The sequence below is a fragment of the Bacillus piscicola genome (assembly GCF_022458745.1).
GTDB classification, from domain to species: Bacteria; Bacillota; Bacilli; order Bacillales; family Marinococcaceae; genus Alteribacillus_A; species Alteribacillus_A piscicola.
On the sequence record NZ_JAJJJF010000002.1, the window covers coordinates 159,563 to 177,755 of the forward strand.

The 18,193-nt window shown below is 44.3% G+C and carries 14 protein-coding genes; 10 read left to right on the top strand and 4 right to left on the bottom strand.

Annotated elements, in window-relative coordinates; translation table 11 throughout:
- Positions 1-82 precede the first annotated feature (82 nt).
- From LOR49_RS17610 to LOR49_RS05490, 3 genes are all read left to right on the top strand, one after another.
- Positions 83-619 carry a CueP family metal-binding protein gene (locus LOR49_RS17610; protein ID WP_420830403.1) on the top strand — a complete coding sequence of 179 codons (537 nt, stop codon included), beginning with the start codon at positions 83-85 and terminating at the stop codon, positions 617-619.
- Between the two features lie 556 nt (positions 620-1,175).
- On the top strand, positions 1,176-2,711 hold the full coding sequence (locus tag LOR49_RS05485) for a malate:quinone oxidoreductase (protein WP_240375234.1): 1,536 nt from the start codon (positions 1,176-1,178) through the stop codon (positions 2,709-2,711).
- 189 nt (positions 2,712-2,900) lie between these two features.
- Positions 2,901-3,065: a hypothetical protein gene (locus LOR49_RS05490; protein WP_240375236.1), complete on the top strand. Its 165-nt coding sequence runs from the start codon at positions 2,901-2,903 to the stop codon at positions 3,063-3,065.
- Between the two features lie 324 nt (positions 3,066-3,389).
- Here LOR49_RS05490 and LOR49_RS05495 read toward each other — a convergent pair whose 3' ends face one another.
- From LOR49_RS05495 to LOR49_RS05510, 4 genes are all read right to left on the bottom strand, one after another.
- Positions 3,390-4,817 carry a hypothetical protein gene (locus LOR49_RS05495; protein WP_240375238.1) on the bottom strand — a complete coding sequence of 476 codons (1,428 nt, stop codon included), beginning with the start codon at positions 4,815-4,817 and terminating at the stop codon, positions 3,390-3,392.
- Between the two features lie 665 nt (positions 4,818-5,482).
- Positions 5,483-6,508 carry a zinc-dependent alcohol dehydrogenase family protein gene (locus LOR49_RS05500; RefSeq protein ID WP_240375240.1) on the bottom strand — a complete coding sequence of 342 codons (1,026 nt, stop codon included), beginning with the start codon at positions 6,506-6,508 and terminating at the stop codon, positions 5,483-5,485.
- A gap of 459 nt (positions 6,509-6,967) precedes the next feature.
- On the bottom strand, positions 6,968-7,300 hold the full coding sequence (locus LOR49_RS05505; protein WP_240375241.1) for a hypothetical protein: 333 nt from the start codon (positions 7,298-7,300) through the stop codon (positions 6,968-6,970).
- A gap of 408 nt (positions 7,301-7,708) precedes the next feature.
- Positions 7,709-9,445 carry an Rqc2 family fibronectin-binding protein gene (locus tag LOR49_RS05510; protein ID WP_240375242.1) on the bottom strand — a complete coding sequence of 579 codons (1,737 nt, stop codon included), beginning with the start codon at positions 9,443-9,445 and terminating at the stop codon, positions 7,709-7,711.
- A gap of 134 nt (positions 9,446-9,579) precedes the next feature.
- Between LOR49_RS05510 and LOR49_RS05515 the strand changes: the two genes are divergently transcribed.
- The 7 genes from LOR49_RS05515 (at position 9,580) to priA (ending at position 18,165) form a co-directional block, all read left to right on the top strand.
- The gene (locus LOR49_RS05515; protein ID WP_240375243.1) at positions 9,580-12,231 is read left to right on the top strand and encodes a calcium-translocating P-type ATPase, SERCA-type; all 2,652 of its coding nucleotides are present in this window, start codon (positions 9,580-9,582) and stop codon (positions 12,229-12,231) included.
- Between the two features lie 120 nt (positions 12,232-12,351).
- Entirely contained in the window at positions 12,352-13,233 is an 882-nt protein-coding gene (locus tag LOR49_RS05520) for a YicC/YloC family endoribonuclease (RefSeq protein WP_240375245.1), read from the top strand.
- An 84-nt stretch (positions 13,234-13,317) separates the two neighbouring features.
- A complete protein-coding gene (gene remA, locus LOR49_RS05525) occupies positions 13,318-13,578 on the top strand; it encodes an extracellular matrix/biofilm regulator RemA (RefSeq protein ID WP_240375246.1) in 261 nt (86 codons plus the stop codon).
- A gap of 33 nt (positions 13,579-13,611) precedes the next feature.
- The gene (gene gmk, locus LOR49_RS05530; RefSeq protein ID WP_240375247.1) at positions 13,612-14,226 is read left to right on the top strand and encodes a guanylate kinase; all 615 of its coding nucleotides are present in this window, start codon (positions 13,612-13,614) and stop codon (positions 14,224-14,226) included.
- A gap of 2 nt (positions 14,227-14,228) precedes the next feature.
- Positions 14,229-14,432 (top strand): DNA-directed RNA polymerase subunit omega, encoded by a 204-nt coding sequence (gene rpoZ / locus LOR49_RS05535; RefSeq protein WP_240375248.1) that lies wholly within the window; start codon positions 14,229-14,231, stop codon positions 14,430-14,432.
- Positions 14,433-14,548: 116 nt separating this feature from the next.
- The gene (gene coaBC / locus LOR49_RS05540; RefSeq protein ID WP_240375249.1) at positions 14,549-15,751 is read left to right on the top strand and encodes a bifunctional phosphopantothenoylcysteine decarboxylase/phosphopantothenate--cysteine ligase CoaBC; all 1,203 of its coding nucleotides are present in this window, start codon (positions 14,549-14,551) and stop codon (positions 15,749-15,751) included.
- Positions 15,752-15,753: 2 nt separating this feature from the next.
- Positions 15,754-18,165 carry a primosomal protein N' gene (gene priA, locus LOR49_RS05545; protein ID WP_240375250.1) on the top strand — a complete coding sequence of 804 codons (2,412 nt, stop codon included), beginning with the start codon at positions 15,754-15,756 and terminating at the stop codon, positions 18,163-18,165.
- Positions 18,166-18,193: the final 28 nt, after the last annotated feature.

Sequence of the window (18,193 nt, forward strand, 5' to 3'; positions counted from 1 at the left end):
ATAGTAGAATGGCTCGCTTTTTCAGTTAAGATGAGAAGAGGGGTTATGAAATAAAGTACGTATCAAGTGAGGTGAATAGACGTTGAAGCGTTTGATTGCTATATGTATTGGGCTGGCCTGTGCGTTCTTAACAGCTTGCTCGAGCGGTGCTGGTGAACAAGATAATGCAGAAGGAACAAAGCCAGACGACGTCAAGGAATTGGTGAGTGAATACAGTGCGGCAAACAGTGCCAACGTATCTGCTGTTATTACTTCAGAAGAGCTCATCCTAACAGATGAAAATAACAGCGAGAAGGCTTACGACTTACCTGAGAATGAATTCTTTGTTTCAATTGCTCCGTATGTACATGAGACCCATCCATGACAAATTCATAGCCTGACAGGTTGTCAGGGAGAATTAAAGGATGAAGAATTTGACATGCTTATTGAAGACGAAGAAGGTAACATTATTCTGGATAAAACGATGAACTCCAAGCCAAATGGATTTATCGACTTGTGGCTGCCACGTAATGACACGTATAACGTAGCTATACAGCATGACGGGGAAACAGTGGAATCTAGCATTTCCACCTATGAAGGTGATGACACTTGCATTACAACAATGCAGCTCTCTTCGTGATCTCCGGAACGCACTTAAGCTAACACCTGCTGAGACCTCAATCGAAGTTGATAAAGATGGGCTACTCTCGGTACAGGTTACATAAAAAAGTAAGCTCGGTTCCTGCAATCGAGCTTACTTTTTTCCAGTTATATTCGGCCGCAATACATAGGACATTATACACGCGGATTAGAAAAACAAACGATTGCTGAATGGCTATTGGGAAAGATCCAGTTTTTAGGAATACCTACGAGGATATAAGGGTAACAGTACCTTTGAAAACGAGAACAAGTGGGAGAAGCAGATCTATCAACGCATTCGTATATGATAAAAAGAAACGAAGATTACAAAAATATTTTTACGATATGGAAAAACTATAACTATCATATAACAGTAGTTATTTTACTCTACTAATTTATTAAAAATAGTGCTATACTACACTTAATAGTGCTATACTACAATCAGGATATTGATACAGAAGAGGTGTTTTCAGGTTACTTGTTGTTTAATTGTGAGGCATAATCGGAAAGCGCCCACATTCTTTCTGCAAATCTTATGATAGAAGGATATGGTAAATATGAGCAGACAAGCTGATACAGATGTTATCTTAATAGGTGCCGGCATCATGAGTGCTACTTTAGGTACACTGTTGAAAGAATTAGCGCCGGATTGGAAGGTTACTGTGTTTGAGAAACTAGCAGATGCAGGAGAGGAAAGCTCGAACGAATGGAATAATGCAGGAACGGGTCACTCTGCATTGTGTGAGCTTAACTATACCGTCGAAAAGCCTGATGGTTCTGTGGATATTACGAAAGCGATTAACATTAATGAACAGTTCCAGCTTTCTAGACAGTTTTGGTCTTATCTTGTGAATAGGGACATGATTGGAAGACCACAAGACTTTATTATGCCACTGCCTCATTTGAGTTACGTTCACGGAGAGGAAAATGTAAACTTTTTAAAAAGACGGTTTGAAGCTCTTTCTCATAACCACCTGTTTCAGGGAATGGAGTACTCAGAAGACCCAGAGAGGCTGAAGGAATGGATTCCGCTTATGTTGGAAGGCCGTACGTTAAATGAGCCGATTGCGGCAACGAAAATTGACTCGGGTACGGATGTCAACTTTGGTGCTTTGACGCACAAGCTATTTGACCATCTCAGGAGTAATAATGTAGATATCAACTATAAGCATAGTGTCACGAATATAAAACGGGCCGATGACGGGCTCTGGGAATTAAAAGTGAAAAATCTTAACAACGGTATGAGCGAAACCCACACTGCCAAGTTCGTCTTTATTGGTGCAGGGGGCGGCAGCTTACATTTGCTGCAAAAATCAGGTATTCCCGAAGGAAAGCATATCGGCGGATTCCCGGTAAGCGGCTTGTTTATGGTCTGTAATAATCCTGATGTGATCGAGGAGCATCATGCGAAAGTATACGGGAAAGCGGCCGTCGGTGCACCGCCGATGTCCGTTCCACATCTGGACACCAGATATATCGATAATGAAAAGTCGCTGCTGTTTGGACCGTTCGCTGGATTCTCGCCAAAATTCTTAAAAACCGGGTCCATGCTCGACTTAGTCACTTCTGTGAAACCAGATAACCTCTTTACGATGCTGTCAGCAGGAGTAAAAGAAATGTCCTTGACAAAATACTTGATACAGCAAGTAATGTTATCGAAAGAGCAACGCATGGAAGAACTACGGGAATTTGTGCCAAATGCAAAAAGCGAAGACTGGGAACTCGTGGTTGCGGGCCAGCGTGTGCAAGTGATTAAAGATACCGAAGAAGGCGGCAAAGGCACCCTTCAATTCGGTACCGAAGTAGTGACGGACGCAGACGGCACGATCGCGGCATTACTCGGTGCATCTCCAGGTGCGTCCACCGCTGTGCACGTTATGATTGAAGTCTTCAAGAAATGTTTCCCTGAGCAACTAAAAGAGTGGGAACCGAAATTAAAAGAAATGATTCCGTCCTATGGCGTCTCATTAGCGGACAACCCAGAGCTTTACCATGAGATTCAAACGTCAACCGCTCAGTCACTAGGTCTCAGCGTAAGTAACGCAGAGGAAGATGCAGTGGATGAGAAAACAAGACAATTACAAAATGTGTAGACATAATTTCTAAAATAGAGCGAGCCAGGAGTTTTCCTGAGCTCGCTTTTTGGTGAGCAACATTTGCCTGTCAAAGCCGATTCGTACTTAATGCCTTCCAACTCAGTTACATCCTTTTACTTCGGAGCATAAGGTTTTGGGTCATGGATATACTAAGTTTGTCGATTATTATCATGGGAGGTTAAAGCAGTGTCGGAACAAAATAAGAATCGTAATAAAGATAAGGGAAAACAAAAAAATGTTATAAAATATGATACGGAACCGAAACATGAAAAGAATGACGTGGAAATTGCTAAGGATACCGAGTTTTTAAATTTGGATGGAAAGAAAAATAAACGACATAATCGAAATTAAGACGGCATGAAAAAGAACTAAACCGGGGCAAAAGTATCTTACGTACAGAATAATCCGAACGATTGGAGACAATCAGTTCGGATTATTAAGTTAACGAATTAATTGTTAACACCGTTCCGTCAACATACTTTGCTTTCCGCAGGCACGGCCTCAGCTAACTTGGTAAAGGAAAACCCTTTACCAAGTGGATCTTCGGCTCGTGCTGTTCCTGCTGGAGTCTACGTATTTTAACTACACTTAGAATATACGTTCACAATTTAATTGTTCGACTTTTCAGTTACGAGTGTTAGATTTGCCCAGTCGCGCTCTTTTTCATCTTTGCTTTTAGAATAATAGTAAAGCAAAGACCATTGAAACAAGGAGGCCGATGACGACAGGGATGAAGCTTTTGCGGACGAGGTCAATGACGGATATTTTGGCGAAGCCTGCGATGGCAATGATTGGTGACCAAGCGACGAGTGTGCCGCCACCTACCCAAATAGCACCGATTTGCCCAATGGAGGCAAGTGTTGTTGGATCGACTCCCGTTGACGCGGCTAACGCTTCAGAAAGCGAACCAATTAAGGGAAGGGCAGAGAAACCGGAACCATCCAGACCGGAAACCATCCCTAGAATCAAGACACCTAATGCTGTGAAAAAGGCGTTGTCAGGAATATATGCCTGACTTGCTTGAACCAGGTCAAATAGAAAAGAGGGTGTCGTGTCAGGATCTGTACCGAAAATCTGGCCTGCTAGTTCACCGCTTCCGATGAAGAAAAAGGCGGCAACAGGGATAACAAGCCCCATTACTTTAAAAGCAAATACGAACCCTTTCACAATATTATCGCTGACCTCCTGTAACGTTTCTTTGTAGTTACGAAACAAGGACATGATAATAATTAAGAGGATCGCCGTACCACCAACGAGGGAGGACCCAGCTCCATCTTCAATCGCTGGCAAGAGATTAGAAAAGGTGGCGACAATGACATAGGTGACAATGACTAAAAAGATGACGGGAACGAGAAACGCGAATATGGGACTATATCGACCTTTTTTCACTTCAGCATCATCAGCTTTAATGTTTAAGTCATCATCCCCACTCTCTTCCCATTCTGTGAGATTTTCTTTTGCTGGTTTTTTCATCGATCTACGAACGGAGAAATACACGATTGTGAGAGAAACTGCCCCGGCCACTAAGGATAAAATTAACGCTTGTTCCCCGATGGCACTCGCTTCCAGGACACGGCTGCTAGAAGCAGTTAATTCAGGTGCAACTTTCAAGACAAAATCAGACGACAGTGCCATCCCATGACCAGCAAGGGAAATCGCAAGTGCTGCTCCTATTGGTGAAAGACCTGCCCGAATAGCAACAGGTATTAACAGGGCACCAATTAGTGGAACTGCCGGTGCGGGCCAGAAGAATAAAGACAAAAGGTACGTGATCACGACAAGCACCCAATAAGCTAACGTCCCATTTCTCATTACCTTCTGGAACGGCTGAATCATTTGCTCATCAGCGCCAATCGATTGAATCGAACGCAAGAGAGCCGTCATAATCGCAATGATTAAAAAGATGTTAAATAACTCTGAAGCTGCGGTTAAGTTTGCGGTGAAAATAGCTTGAATACCATCTAAGAAAGAACCTGTAAAGGACCAGGCAACGAAAAAAATCATGCTTAACGCTGGAACAACGACATTTTGCCGAAATAACATCGTTAAAATAATGAGTAATGTTCCAACCAAATATAACCAATGTGACAGTTCTAACTCCATGAACGTTACCCCCTCTATCCGAGGAATATAGAATACTTTGAATATGGTATGTTGGTTATGAGACGGGGGTGCAAGTACAGTCGCCGACACAGATCATTCCTTTCATGAGGAGATTACCCATTATGCAGAGAATGGATAAACAAAACAAGACAGGAAAAAACCTGTCCATAGGTTTGTGAGTTTAAGATAAATAGGGGGGAATCGTACCATAAATAGAGGAAGAAACTTTGAAGATAAGGAAATCACCAGTAGAAGTCCATGGTCACAAAAAAACCAATCAGCAAATCAAGTAATATAAAGAATGTTACATAAGGGCCACTCGGGTTTCCGCAGTAAACCAACGCTTCAAGTGAAAGTTTATGAGTTACAATAATATTCTACATATTTAATAAGTTTATAACCTACTCCTGCAAAAAGCCCTTGTAATAAACCAATTATTACACTTGCTAGAGTCATAGGCCCTACTAGACCATATGAACCGTAACCTGGCCACCTCCACATTGTATGAATATAGGTACGATTCCGAAAGACCGGGTCCTGTTTTATCCTGTTTCACCAAGAGTTGTGATAAGAACAAAAAACCGTTCTCCATTCGAATAAGGAAAACGGTTTCAGTATGTAATCTGCTTATGGAACAAAGCAATCCTCTCATACATGGTGCTTACTTACTCAGAAATTTTTATAACAATCTTTCCAAATGCCCCTTTGTATAGATGTTCAAAAGCTTCATGGGCTTGATTAAATGAATAGACAGTGTCAATAACAGGTTTAATGTTTAGCTCATCAAATGCTTTGATCATGTCTTCAAACGCTCTACGATGTCCTACATTAATTCCCTGGATTTGAGCTTGTTTTTCTATTATTGACCGTAGTTTCACTTCTGATAACATATTATCCAAGTAACCAATGACATAGATATGACCTTGAAAAGCTAGAGCTTCAAGTGAATGGTTAATACTTTGGCCACCAACTACTTCCAGAATATGCTGGACGCCTTTTCCTTCAGTAATTTTTAATACTTCTTTTTCCCAATCTGGAGTCTCTACATAGTTTATAACATCTTTTGCACCAAGTGCTTTTACCTTTTCTAATTTTTCGTTGCTGCTACTCGTCACAATTACTCTTGCTCCCAATGCTGAGGCAAATTGAACAGCATATACTGAAACTCCTCCGGTTCCCAGTACAAGTACTGTATCTCCTGCTTTGATTTTTCCATACTCAACTAATGAAAACCAACCAGTAAGTGCAGCAATAGGAAGTGTCGAAGCTTCCTCGTTTGTAAAGGTAACTGGTGTCATTACAGTTGCATCCTCATTAAGCAATATGTATTCTGCTAACCCACCATCTGAAGGGCCTCCTATTGAGTAAGTGAAAATATCATTTTGGTTTGGGCTGCCATCCAACCATTTATAATACATATGCGACGTTACACGATCACCTTTTTTAAATTTAGTTACCTTTGACCCTACACTTACCACTTCGCCAGACGCGTCAGATACTGGTATAAATGGTCTAACCATTAATTCTGGTAAATAACTCCCATCCACAATTCCTCCGTCACGGAAGTTAAGAGAAACCGCTTTCACACGAACGAGAATTTGTTTCGGTCCGGGTTCCGGCACGGGTAAATCCACCAATTTTAGATGTTCTAACCCAACGCCTTGTAATTGCCAAGCCTTCATAGTTGACATGATTTATTCCCCTTTTCCATAAGATTGGTTTGCCGTTTTTTATATTGCATCCTTTGAGATAAAGATTTAAATCAATATCTCTAGTGAAACTATAACTTCGGCAAGTGACCTAATCAAATAGTCATCGTGTCTATTGTTTTATACAAGTGACCATATATTAGTAGACAATGTGTCTGTTAATATCATCGCTCCTTTTTTACAGAGCTATATCCATATATATTCAATAAATAACATCACCAAAAGTTCGTGAGAACCAAAATTTTGCCTGTACAATATGTACAAAGATCAAGAAAGTGTAGAAACGGTCTATAAATAATAGTTCAGGGGGGACAGACCTTTGGATCACATACGCATCTGTGAGGCTTTCCCACTAGAACTACTTATACCCCCCTTTCTTGATCCCCTTTGTTAAGCGCAAGCAGACAACGACAACGCGTTTAAGACGGGATTGGCCTTGTATTAACCGAAAGAGACCCGGACACTACCTTCTTCTTGGGCGGTTTTTAAACAATTTTGTATGAACTGCGAGATTTGTTTCTTATCCCATTCTACAAATTTACTTTCCGGTGATGGAGAAGTGTCTGTATTAGCCATTTCCTCATAGGCAAGCCAGGCCTTTTCCATTTGTTCTGTAGAAAAATTGGAAGCTCTCCCAATTCCGCTTACTCCGCCATAATACTCGTATGCATCCAATACCTTGTATAATGTAAGCGCATTATAATTACCCATGCTGAATCTGGCATACGCAATTTCTTCTCCTTCTTTGTTAAAACCACAGATATCGTGCCCCATAAAGGTGGCCTCCTTTAAACGTTTTTTTTGGATTCGTGAAAGGGAAAGGATAAACTGCATGATAGAACTGTTTGTACAGAGGAATATTGTCGGTACGATAGGTTAGAATGGAGACAGATGACAGGAGAAAAAGAATCAGAGTGGGATGGAGTACAATGATGAAAAAGGAGTTTACACACAGGTTGGGAAATGTTGTGGTGCTATCTGAGAAGATTGATTTCTGAGAGGAAAAGGGGGATCTTCAAATACAATTGTTTCACTTTTCAGTACGTTGGTCAATAACAATTATTCGACAATTTTCCCGCAGACCTGTTTCAAGCTCTAATACGGATGAGATACCCTGCAAGCAGTCACTAAAAAAGCGAGCCGGGTATGTTCCCGGTGCTCGCTGAACTGATTAACGCCTTATCAGGTGTTTTTGTATTTTGCTCCTTCCCGTACACGTAGCTTTCGGACCAGTTCTTCGTCAGGGGTGACGAACACGGTTGCCTGCTGATCGTAGGTGACGAAGCCGGGTTTCGCGCCGTTTGGTTTTTTGACGTGTTTGATTTTTGTGTAGTCTACCGGAACGGAGGCAGAGTCTTTGGCTTTCGAGTAAAAGGCGGCAATGTTTGCTGCTTCTTTAAGGGTCGTATCTCCGACATGTTCCCCGCGTATCACAACGTGGGAGCCGGGGATGTCTTTCGTATGAAGCCACGTGTCTTCTTTGTGTGCCACCCGGCTCGTTAAGTACTCATTTTGTTTGTTGTTTTTTCCGACGAGGATATCCGCACCTTCGCTTGATTGATAATGCTCGAGAACCGGTTTTCCCGGCTTCTTTTTCTGTTTTCCTTTGTTTGGCTGTTTCTTCACATAGCCTTCTTCCGCAAGTTCTTCGCGAATTTCGGCAATGTCGGCAGGGGAAGCGGAGTCGAGTTGCTGGATGAGTTGTTCCAGGTAGCGGATCTCCGCATTTGTTTCATTAATTTGTTCTTTCCCCATTTTGAGTGACATTTTCGCCTTGTTGTATTTGCGGAAGAATTGCTGAGCGTTCTCGGCGGGTGACTTCTCCGGGTCGAGCGGGATCGTAATGGTGCCGCCGGCTTCATCATAATAATCCATAACTTCGATCTCTTTTTCGCCACCTTTGAGCAGATGCAAATTAGCGGTTAACAGTTCGCCGAATTTCTGTTGTTCTTGGCGTTTGTCGGCTTCTTGGACTGTTTTTTCGAGTTTTTTAATCTTTTTCTTGTTTTTGGCGAGCTCATTGCGTAGCAGCCGCTCAAGATCGTGTGCTTGCTGCTTCACGCGATCCCGTTCTGCTTTCCCGGTGAAAAAATGTTCAAGCAGTTCACTGACAGTGGCAAAGGTTCGTTTCTCCCCCTCTACATACGTTAAGTCAATGACACTGTAAAATTCTTTCCCCGCGGCTATCCGCATTTGCGGCTCGTAGTGGTGTTTTTGTATATCCTGCATCACCGCGGTAAACGTCTCGGCAATCTTACGGGGGTTCCCGATACCAGCCCGGTGGATGATTTCTTCGGCTGTTTGTGGAGACAAGCCGGTAAATGCGTGAACGAGCTGGCGGCCAAGTTTTCCTTGATTCATATCGAGCTTGCGGAGGACTGTATCGTCATCGGCAGTAAGAGGATCGGCTTTCCCTTGTTCCGGTGGTGCGACATAGTCTCTGCCCGGTAAAATCGTCCGGTGGCGGTTCACTGAAGGGGGGATGTGTTTCATGCTGTCGAGAATATGGTTCGTCTCCGGATCGACTAGTAGAATATTGCTGTGTTTCCCCATAATTTCAACGACTAGATGCTTCGTCGATGTGTCACCGATCTCATCTTTCCCCTCGATCACAAACGTGATGATCCGCTCCATCCCATGCTGCCTAATCTCCCGGATAAAACCGCTCTCGAGATGCTTTCTGAGCATCATACAGAACATCGGCGGTTCAGAAGGATTGTCTAATTTGGCATTCGTAAGATGAACACGCGCAAAGCTCGGATTCGCTGATAATAACAGTTGATAATTGGTACGGTTTGCGCGAACGGTTAGCAGTAAATCTGATTGGTACGGCTGTTTTATTTTCGTAATTCTGCCGTTCATTAAAGTCTGGGAACATTCGTGTACGACAGCTCTTGTCATGATTCCATCAAAAGACATGTAGTAAGACGTCCTTTCCATATCGTGCATCTACGAGCGTTCCTTTCAGAAATGCCCGCTTTTGAAAAGTATAGCATGAAATCGGGCTTGTCTGAATAGGATGTGAGGACACGTATATGCAGAGGTGAATGGAAATGGACTGGCATAAACAACCGCAAGAAAGCTTAGAGAAGATATTTCATGTTTCTTCAAAAGCTGGTTTGGACGAAAAACAGGCAAAAGCTCGTCTTAAACAAGCAGGCCCGAACGTATTGGATGAGAAGAAGAAGACGCCGGCTTGGCAGCTGTTTCTGCAGCAGTTTCAGGATACGATGATTCTTATTTTGCTTGGAGCGACAGCGGTATCAGCAGCTCTAGGGGAATATGCGGATGCGGTGACAATCATCTTTATCGTCATTTTGAACGGCATTCTCGGATTTGTCCAAGAGAGGAAAGCAGAAAATTCACTAGATGCTTTAAAAGAATTATCTTCACCGTCGATGACTGTAAAACGAAGCGGGAGATGGATACCGGTTTCTTCGCGGGATGTGGTGCCTGGCGATGTTGTACGAGTGAATGGCGGCGACAAAATCAGTGCTGATATCCGTATCTTATCTGGAAACGGACTCACCGTTGAGGAGTCGGCGTTAACTGGTGAATCACACCCCGTTTCGAAAGACAATACCGTGATCGATAAGGAAGATGTGTCGATTGGCGACCGTACGAATATGTTGTTTGCGGGCACGATTATTACAAAAGGAAGAGCGGAAGGGATCGTTGTCGCAACCGGGATGAAAACAGAGATGGGTACGATCGCTCATTTATTATCACAATCCAAGAAACAAGAAACGCCGCTTCAAAAACGGCTTTCTCACTTAGGTAAAATATTAGTGACAACGGCTCTTCTCTTAACAGCTTTAGTTGTGGTGCTTGGCTTGATGCAGGGAGAGCCGCTGTTTAAGATGCTGCTTGCCGGCGTGTCCCTTGCTGTTGCTGCAATACCAGAAGGGCTGCCCGCGATTGTGACGGTAGTGCTTGCGCTAGGTGTCCAGCGTATGATCAAAAGAAATGCAATTGTTCGAGAACTGCCGGCAGTAGAAACGCTTGGTTGTGCTTCTGTCATTTGTTCCGATAAGACAGGTACGCTTACGCAAAACAAAATGAAGGTCATGGCGGTATGGAATGGCGGGAGTATTGCTTCACGATCGCAAAATAAAGGCTTCCCTATAAAAAAATACGACAAACTCTTGTCCTACGGGGCCCTTTGTAATCAAGCCGTCCTTGACCACGTCGCAGACGCAGGAGCCGACACGGATGAGATTAAGGGAGATCCAACTGAAAAAGCACTGGCAAATGCTGCGATTTCTTCCGGAATCCGGCTCCGTGATGTTTTCACAGAGTACAGGGTTGAACGAACATTTTCTTTTGATTCGGAAAGAAAACGGATGTCGGTGGTGGTAACTAATAAAAACGGAAATTCGTTTGTAATCACCAAAGGCGCGCCTGATATTTTGCTTGAAAAAGCCCAAACCATTGAAATCAATGGAAAACAGGAAAGATTAACAGTGGCTCGTAAAAAAGAGTTGAAAGAAGCAGTTGCACGGATGGCAAAGGGAGCGCTCCGTACTATTGCCGTCGCCTATCGGCCGCTAGCTGCAAATGAAGAAGTCAAGAATGCTGATTTAGCAGAAAGGAACTTAACGTTAGTCGGCATCCAGGGAATGATTGACCCACCTCGTCCGGAAGTGAAAGAGGCGGTCATGGAATGCCGACGCGCTGGAATAAAAACGATTATGATTACCGGTGACCATAAAGATACCGCTGCTGCAATCGCGAAAGATATCGGGATTCTTCCTCCTCATGGTAAAGTGTTGACAGGTAAGGAGTGGAACGAAGCGTCACAAAAAGAACAATTGTCGTTAATCCAAGGTACGTATGTGTTCGCTCGTGTCAGCCCGCAGGACAAACTGAATATCGTCCATGCTCTCCAAAGTCAAGGACACGTGGTTGCGATGACGGGTGATGGTGTAAATGATGCTCCTGCTTTAAAAGCGGCTGATATCGGGATTGCAATGGGGAGAACTGGAACCGACGTAGCAAAGGAAGCATCGGCACTTGTGCTTCGTGACGACAATTTTGCAACGATCCGCTCGGCTATCACCGAAGGGCGCAACATTTACGAAAACATTCGTAAATTCATTCGCTATATGCTCGCCTCAAACGTTGGTGAAATTCTTGTGATGCTTTTTGCGGTGATTCTGGGTCTGCCGCTCCCGCTCGTCGCTATTCAAATTTTGTGGATTAATCTAATAACGGACGGTCTCCCGGCGATGGCCCTTGGTCTTGATCAGCCGGAAGAAGATGTGATGAAACGGCCGCCGCGCTCTGCTTCCGAAAGTATTTTTGCCCGCGGAATGGGATGGAAAATCATCAGCCGAGGTTTCATCATCGGAGTTGTGACACTCATTGGTTTTGTTACCGCCCTTTATGAACAGCCGGACGACTTTGTCCGCGCCCAGACCATCGCCTTTTCGATTTTAGTTCTGGCCCAGCTCATCCACGTGTTTGACTGTCGTACCGATCGAACCATTTTCGATCGCAATCCATTGGAGAACAAATATTTGATTGGAGCCGTGCTTTCATCTTTGCTCTTACTCTTGCTTGTTATTTACACACCTGCGTTACAGCCGGTTTTCCATACGACGTCACTTACAGCGGTGGAATGGCTTTTCATTACGGCCCTTGCTTCGATTCCAACCTTTGCATTAGCAGGAAGGAGCTTATTTGGGAGATCGAAGCGCAAATAACGTACTCCATTCTAAGGCAGACAGCTGTCATCGTTTGACAATATTATAGATTCCTCTTTCCTTTCGCTTGTAGCAGGTGATAGAATTGTTTATTATAGAAATAAGCGGATGTGATAGGGAATGACAGTTAGTATGACCGGGTACGGCCGCGCATGGATGGATCAAGATGGCGGCCGTATTCTTGTAGAAATAAAGTCGGTAAATCACCGGTTTCGTGAGATTCAATTCCGGATGCCCAGACAGCTTGCTTTTTTGGAAGATAGACTGCGCCGGCTGATTGCTGCAGCAGTAGAGCGCGGGAAGCTGGACGTTTTTATTACGATGGAGGGGACGGTACCTGTATCAAAAGAAGCACAGTTGGATTGGGACCTTGTTCATCAGTTTCTTGATCATGCTGATGATCTGGAAAAATTAAATGTGTTTGATTCGCGCCTCAACCTGGAAAGCTTTTTGTTTCATCCTGAGATTATGACCGTGGAGGAGAGCTCAGAGTTAAATGAAAGTTGGGTACATGCGGCCGAAAGCACGGTTTCCGAGGCTGTCCGCCGGTTGACCGTGATGCGGAGAAGTGAAGGCGAAAAGCTGCATGAAGATCTCGAAAAGCGACTGGAGAACATCACTTCATTAACTACAGCGTTACAGAAGCAGGCACCGGCTGTGGTTGAAGAGTACCGCTCTCGTTTAAAAGAGAAGATTCACGCTCTTTTACACGGTCACGGTGAAGTGGATGAACAAAGAATGATAACAGAAACAGCAATTTTTGCGGACAAAATAGATACAGCGGAGGAGATCACCCGACTGTTTTCTCATTGCAGCCAGTTTTCGCAGATTTTAACGCAACAGGGATCGAAAGGAAGAAAGCTCGACTTTCTCGTTCAAGAAATGAATAGAGAAATGAACACGATCGGCTCGAAAGCAAATAATGCGTCGATGAGTCACCTCGTCGTTGAATTAAAAAGTGAACTTGAAAAAATAAAAGAACAAGTGCAGAATATAGAATAGCCAACGAACGCATTTTCGTATATTATTATCTAAAAGCGGTAAAGATATTCATAGTTGTCGCTTCTGTTGAAATGAGGGATTTGATTGAATATTAAACTAATAAACATTGGATTTGGAAATATTGTTTCTGCTAATCGTATTATATCCATCGTCAGCCCAGAATCAGCACCAATTAAACGAATCATTCAAGAAGCGCGAGATCGGAATATGCTCGTTGATGCCACCTATGGCCGGAGAACGAGAGCTGTCATTATTACAGACAGTGATCATGTCATATTATCAGCTGTACAGCCGGAAACTGTAGCACAACGGTTAAATAACAAAGATGACGATTCGGATGATTGATCCTAGTATTATGGCAAGAAAGGCGTTGGAAAAATGAAAGATGATAAAGGTTTTTTGATCGTGCTTTCCGGTCCTGCAGGAGTTGGGAAAGGGACCGTATGTGGAGCACTTCGTGAAAAAGTAACCAATATTGATTATTCCGTTTCCGCTACGACAAGAAAGCCGAGGCCGGGGGAAATGGAAGGGGTCAACTATTTTTTTAAAACGAAGCAGGAATTCGAGAAGATGATCGCTGAAGATAAACTTTTGGAGTGGGCCAAGTATTTGGATAATTATTATGGGACTCCAATTGAGAATGTGAATAACACAATCTCAGAAGGAAAAGACATCATCCTAGAAATTGAAGTACAGGGTGCCAAAAAAGTAAAAGAACGTTATCCAGATGGTATATTCATTTTTTTAATGCCCCCAAGTCTTGCTGAACTTCGCAACCGAATTGAGGGGAGAGGAACAGAGACAGAGGACATCATTGATAAACGGATGTCCGTTGCGCGCGAAGAACTAGAGATGATGGAGAATTACGATTACGTGGTAGAAAATGATGAAGTCGAACTGGCGGTTCACCGAATTCAGTCCATTGTAACCGCCGAGCACTGTCGACGGGAACGTCTGATTGAAAAATATAAACAATTAGCGGAGGTTGACTAAACATGTTATATCCATCGATTGACAGCTTATTGAAACATATCGATTCCAAGTACACCCTCGTGACGATTTCCGCACGTAGAGCACGGGAAATGAAAGAGATTGAAGTGACTGACCCGATGCTTGATGAATATGATTCGTCCAAGTTAGTCGGAATTGCCCTCGAAGAAATTGAACAAGGGAAACTTTCCTATAAACATAAAGAGTAACGGACAATAACAACAACCTACTTACGTGATAGGTTGTTGTTTTGCTTCAAACGTAGTTTTAGGGCGAGCACGTCGCTTGTCTATACTTAGTTTATTGCTTGAGGAGAGGAAATGCTATGCTGCAGCATAAAAACATATTGTTAGGAGTCAGCGGAGGTATTGCCGCCTATAAAGCGGCTGCGCTGGCAAGCAGACTTACTCAACATGGGGCGAAGGTGAAAGTTGTCATGACGAGGGAGGCGAAAGAATTTGTCACGCCACTTACGTTTCAGGCGCTTACTCGCGAGCGCGTTTATGATGACACCTTTGCTGAAAAAGAACCAGAGAAAGTCGCCCACATTGATGTAGCTGACTGGGCAGATATGATAGTGATCGCTCCAGCAACAGCTAATGTAATCGGGAAAGCGGCACATGGAATTGCCGATGACATGTTAACGACTATTTATTTAGCGGCAACGTGTCCGGTTTATTTGGCTCCGGCAATGAATGTGAATATGTATTCCCATCCCGCCGTCCAGGAAAACATGCGTCATTTAGAAAAACGTGGCTGCCGGTTTATTGAACCGGGAGAAGGTTATCTCGCCTGTGGGTGGATTGGCAAAGGGAGAATGGCAGAGCCGGAAGAGATAGTATCGTTTTTGGATGCGCAAGAGCCGCATCCATCTCATCTTAAAGGGAAGAAAATGATCGTAACCGCGGGACCAACGTACGAGTACGCCGACCCAGTTCGAGTCTTTACGAATCCGTCAAGCGGAAAAATGGGGTTCGCTCTTGCTGAGGAAGCAGCTGCCTTAGGAGCAGATGTGACGTTAATTGCCGGTCCGTGCCAGCTAGAGACTCCCCCTCACGTGAAAAGAGTGGATGTGACGAGCGCGCAAGACATGTATGAGGCAGCATTGGAATGGTTTGAAGACGCCGATATCGTTATTAAGGCAGCGGCTGTTTCGGATTACCGCCCTGCAACCCGTGATGCCAGCAAGACAAAAAAGCAGGATGGGGACGTCGTGATTTCGATGGAACGGACTCCGGATATTTTAGCGGAGCTTGGAAGGCGAAAAAAAAACCAGCTGCTCATCGGTTTTGCAGCGGAATCGGATCGTGTCGTGGAGTATGCTCGCGGCAAGCTGGAACGCAAAAACCTTGATATGGTAGTTGCTAATGACATTTCCGCGGAGAATGCAGGATTTCGCACAGATACAAATGAAGTGATCTTGTTAACGAATGAAGAGCCTCCCCGTCCGCTTGCGTGCATGTCTAAGCACGAGACAGCAAAAGCAATCCTCACACACACAGAATCGTTACTTAAAGGACGGAGCTGACGATGTACGCGCAAGTCATTGTAGATGTTGCAGCTGATCAGCTTAACAAAGCGTTTGACTATGCCGTACCTGCTGAGTTTGTGAATTTGGTCAAACCGGGAATGCGGGTCATTGTCCCGTTTGGTCCGCGGAAAATCCAAGGTTTTGTTTGGAAGCTTTCCGCGACGACAGAGCTTGAGCGAGTTAAGCCGATTGTTGATATACTTGATCCCTACCCGGTGTTAACGAAGGAACTCTTATCGCTCGGAGAATCGCTTGCAGAAGAAACGATTTGTTTCCTCATAACAGCTTATCAGTCAATGATACCTGCGGCCATACGAGCGAAATCGAAAAAAGTACTGCAGCTTCAGGTGGAGCAAGAAGAATTACCTCCGGCGCTGCAAGCTGTCTTCGCCGGTAAAACACGAGTAGATTGGAATGAGCTTCCGAAAGAAAAAGGATTGTTTCAGCTTCTCACCCAGGCGTTAGAGAGCAAAATGGTAACGGCAGATTACCTAGTGCAGGATAAAACAAAGAAAAAGATGATTCGCACAATCCGTGTTTCTTCCAACTACAAAGATGTTACAGCTGCAGACATACTGGGGAACCGGGCGAAAAAGCAGCGAGAGGTAATGGAATGGATGCTTGAAAACAGCAACGGAGAAGCAATTCCATTTGTTGAGCTGACAGAAAAGACAGGAGCGGGAAGGCCGGTCATTAAAGAATTGCTGAAAAAAGGCATTCTTGTGGAGGAAGAGGCGGAAATATACCGTGATCCGTATGAGAACCGAACGTTTACAGATAAAATTCACCCAGCTCTTACTGAACAGCAGAAAGAGGCACTAATTCCAATTGAGCGTACGATCGCAGAAGAACGTCACACCGTTTTTTTATTACGCGGAGTGACCGGAAGCGGCAAGACTGAAGTTTATTTAAAGGCGATAGAACGGGTGATTGCAGCCGGACAAGAAGCAATCGTACTTGTTCCTGAAATCTCATTAACGCCGCAAATGGTTGAACGGTTTAAAGGACGGTTCGGCAGTAAGGTTGCTGTGTTGCATAGTGCTTTATCGGCGGGGGAAAAATACGACGAATGGCGGAGGATCCACCGTAAAGAAGTCCAGGTAGCGGTTGGGGCGCGCTCGGCTGTGTTTGCACCTTTCGAAAACCTCGGCATCCTCATCATTGATGAAGAACACGAGGGTAGTTATAAACAAGAAGATCATCCCCGCTATCACGCCCGTCAGGTAGCGATATGGAGAGGAGAGTATCACGCCTGCCCGGTCATACTAGGCAGTGCAACACCCTCTCTTGAGTCTTACGCCCGTGCCAAACGCGGGGTCTATGAGCTTTTGGAATTACCGGAGCGGGTGAACAAAAATGCACTTCCTCCTGTTCATGTCATTGATATGAGAGATGAACTAAAAAGCGGCAATCGATCGGTTTTTTCTGCCCTGCTGCTCGAAAAGCTGAAAGACAGACTGGCTAAAAAAGAACAAGCTGTTCTATTTTTAAACCGACGCGGCCACTCAACGTTTATCATGTGCCGCGATTGCGGGTATACTGCTGAATGCCCACATTGTGAGATAACTCTCACGTATCATCATAACGACCGCCGGTTGAAATGCCATTATTGTGGATTTGAGACGGCTCTCCCGCAAACATGCCCAGAATGCAGCAGCGAACAAATCCGCTATTTTGGTACCGGGACGCAAAAAGTAGAACAGGAATTAACGAAATTGCTCCCGGAAGCGCGGGTGATCCGGATGGATGTCGATACGACTTCCCGCAAAGGTTCTCACGAGAAACTGCTGCAAGCGTTCCGAGCCGGGGAAGCGGATATTCTACTCGGCACGCAGATGATCGCAAAAGGGCTTGACTTTCCTCGAATTACACTCGCAGGAGTTCTTGCGGCTGACACGATGCTGCATTTGCCGGATTTCCGTGCTTCAGAGCGGACGTTTCAGCTCTTAACCCAAGTAAGCGGAAGAGCAGGCCGTGACAAATTGGCCGGGGAAGTGGTGATCCAGACTTATACGCCGGATCATTACAGTATCCAATATGCCAAACACCATGATTTTGAAGCATTCAGCCTGGAAGAAATGGGCCAGAGAAAACGGGGCGGTTATCCTCCCTATTATTATTTAGTGCTCATTACCATCTCCCATGAGGACGTAGTGAATGTAATGAAAACAGCAGACAAAGTGGCAGCTTTTTTGCGAAACTCCCTCACGTCGGAAAGTAAAGTACTGGGACCGACTGTTTCGCCAATTGCTCGTATTAAAGATAGATATCGCTATCAATGCATGATAAAATACAGAAGTGAACCGAAGTTGACCGATATTTTAAACCAAATAACGAAGCGATATCAAAAAGAAATGGCAGCTGACCGATTTTTTATTTCGATTGACATGAATCCCCAGATGTTTATGTAACTAGAGCCCCGCCAGTGTCTGAGAGCGG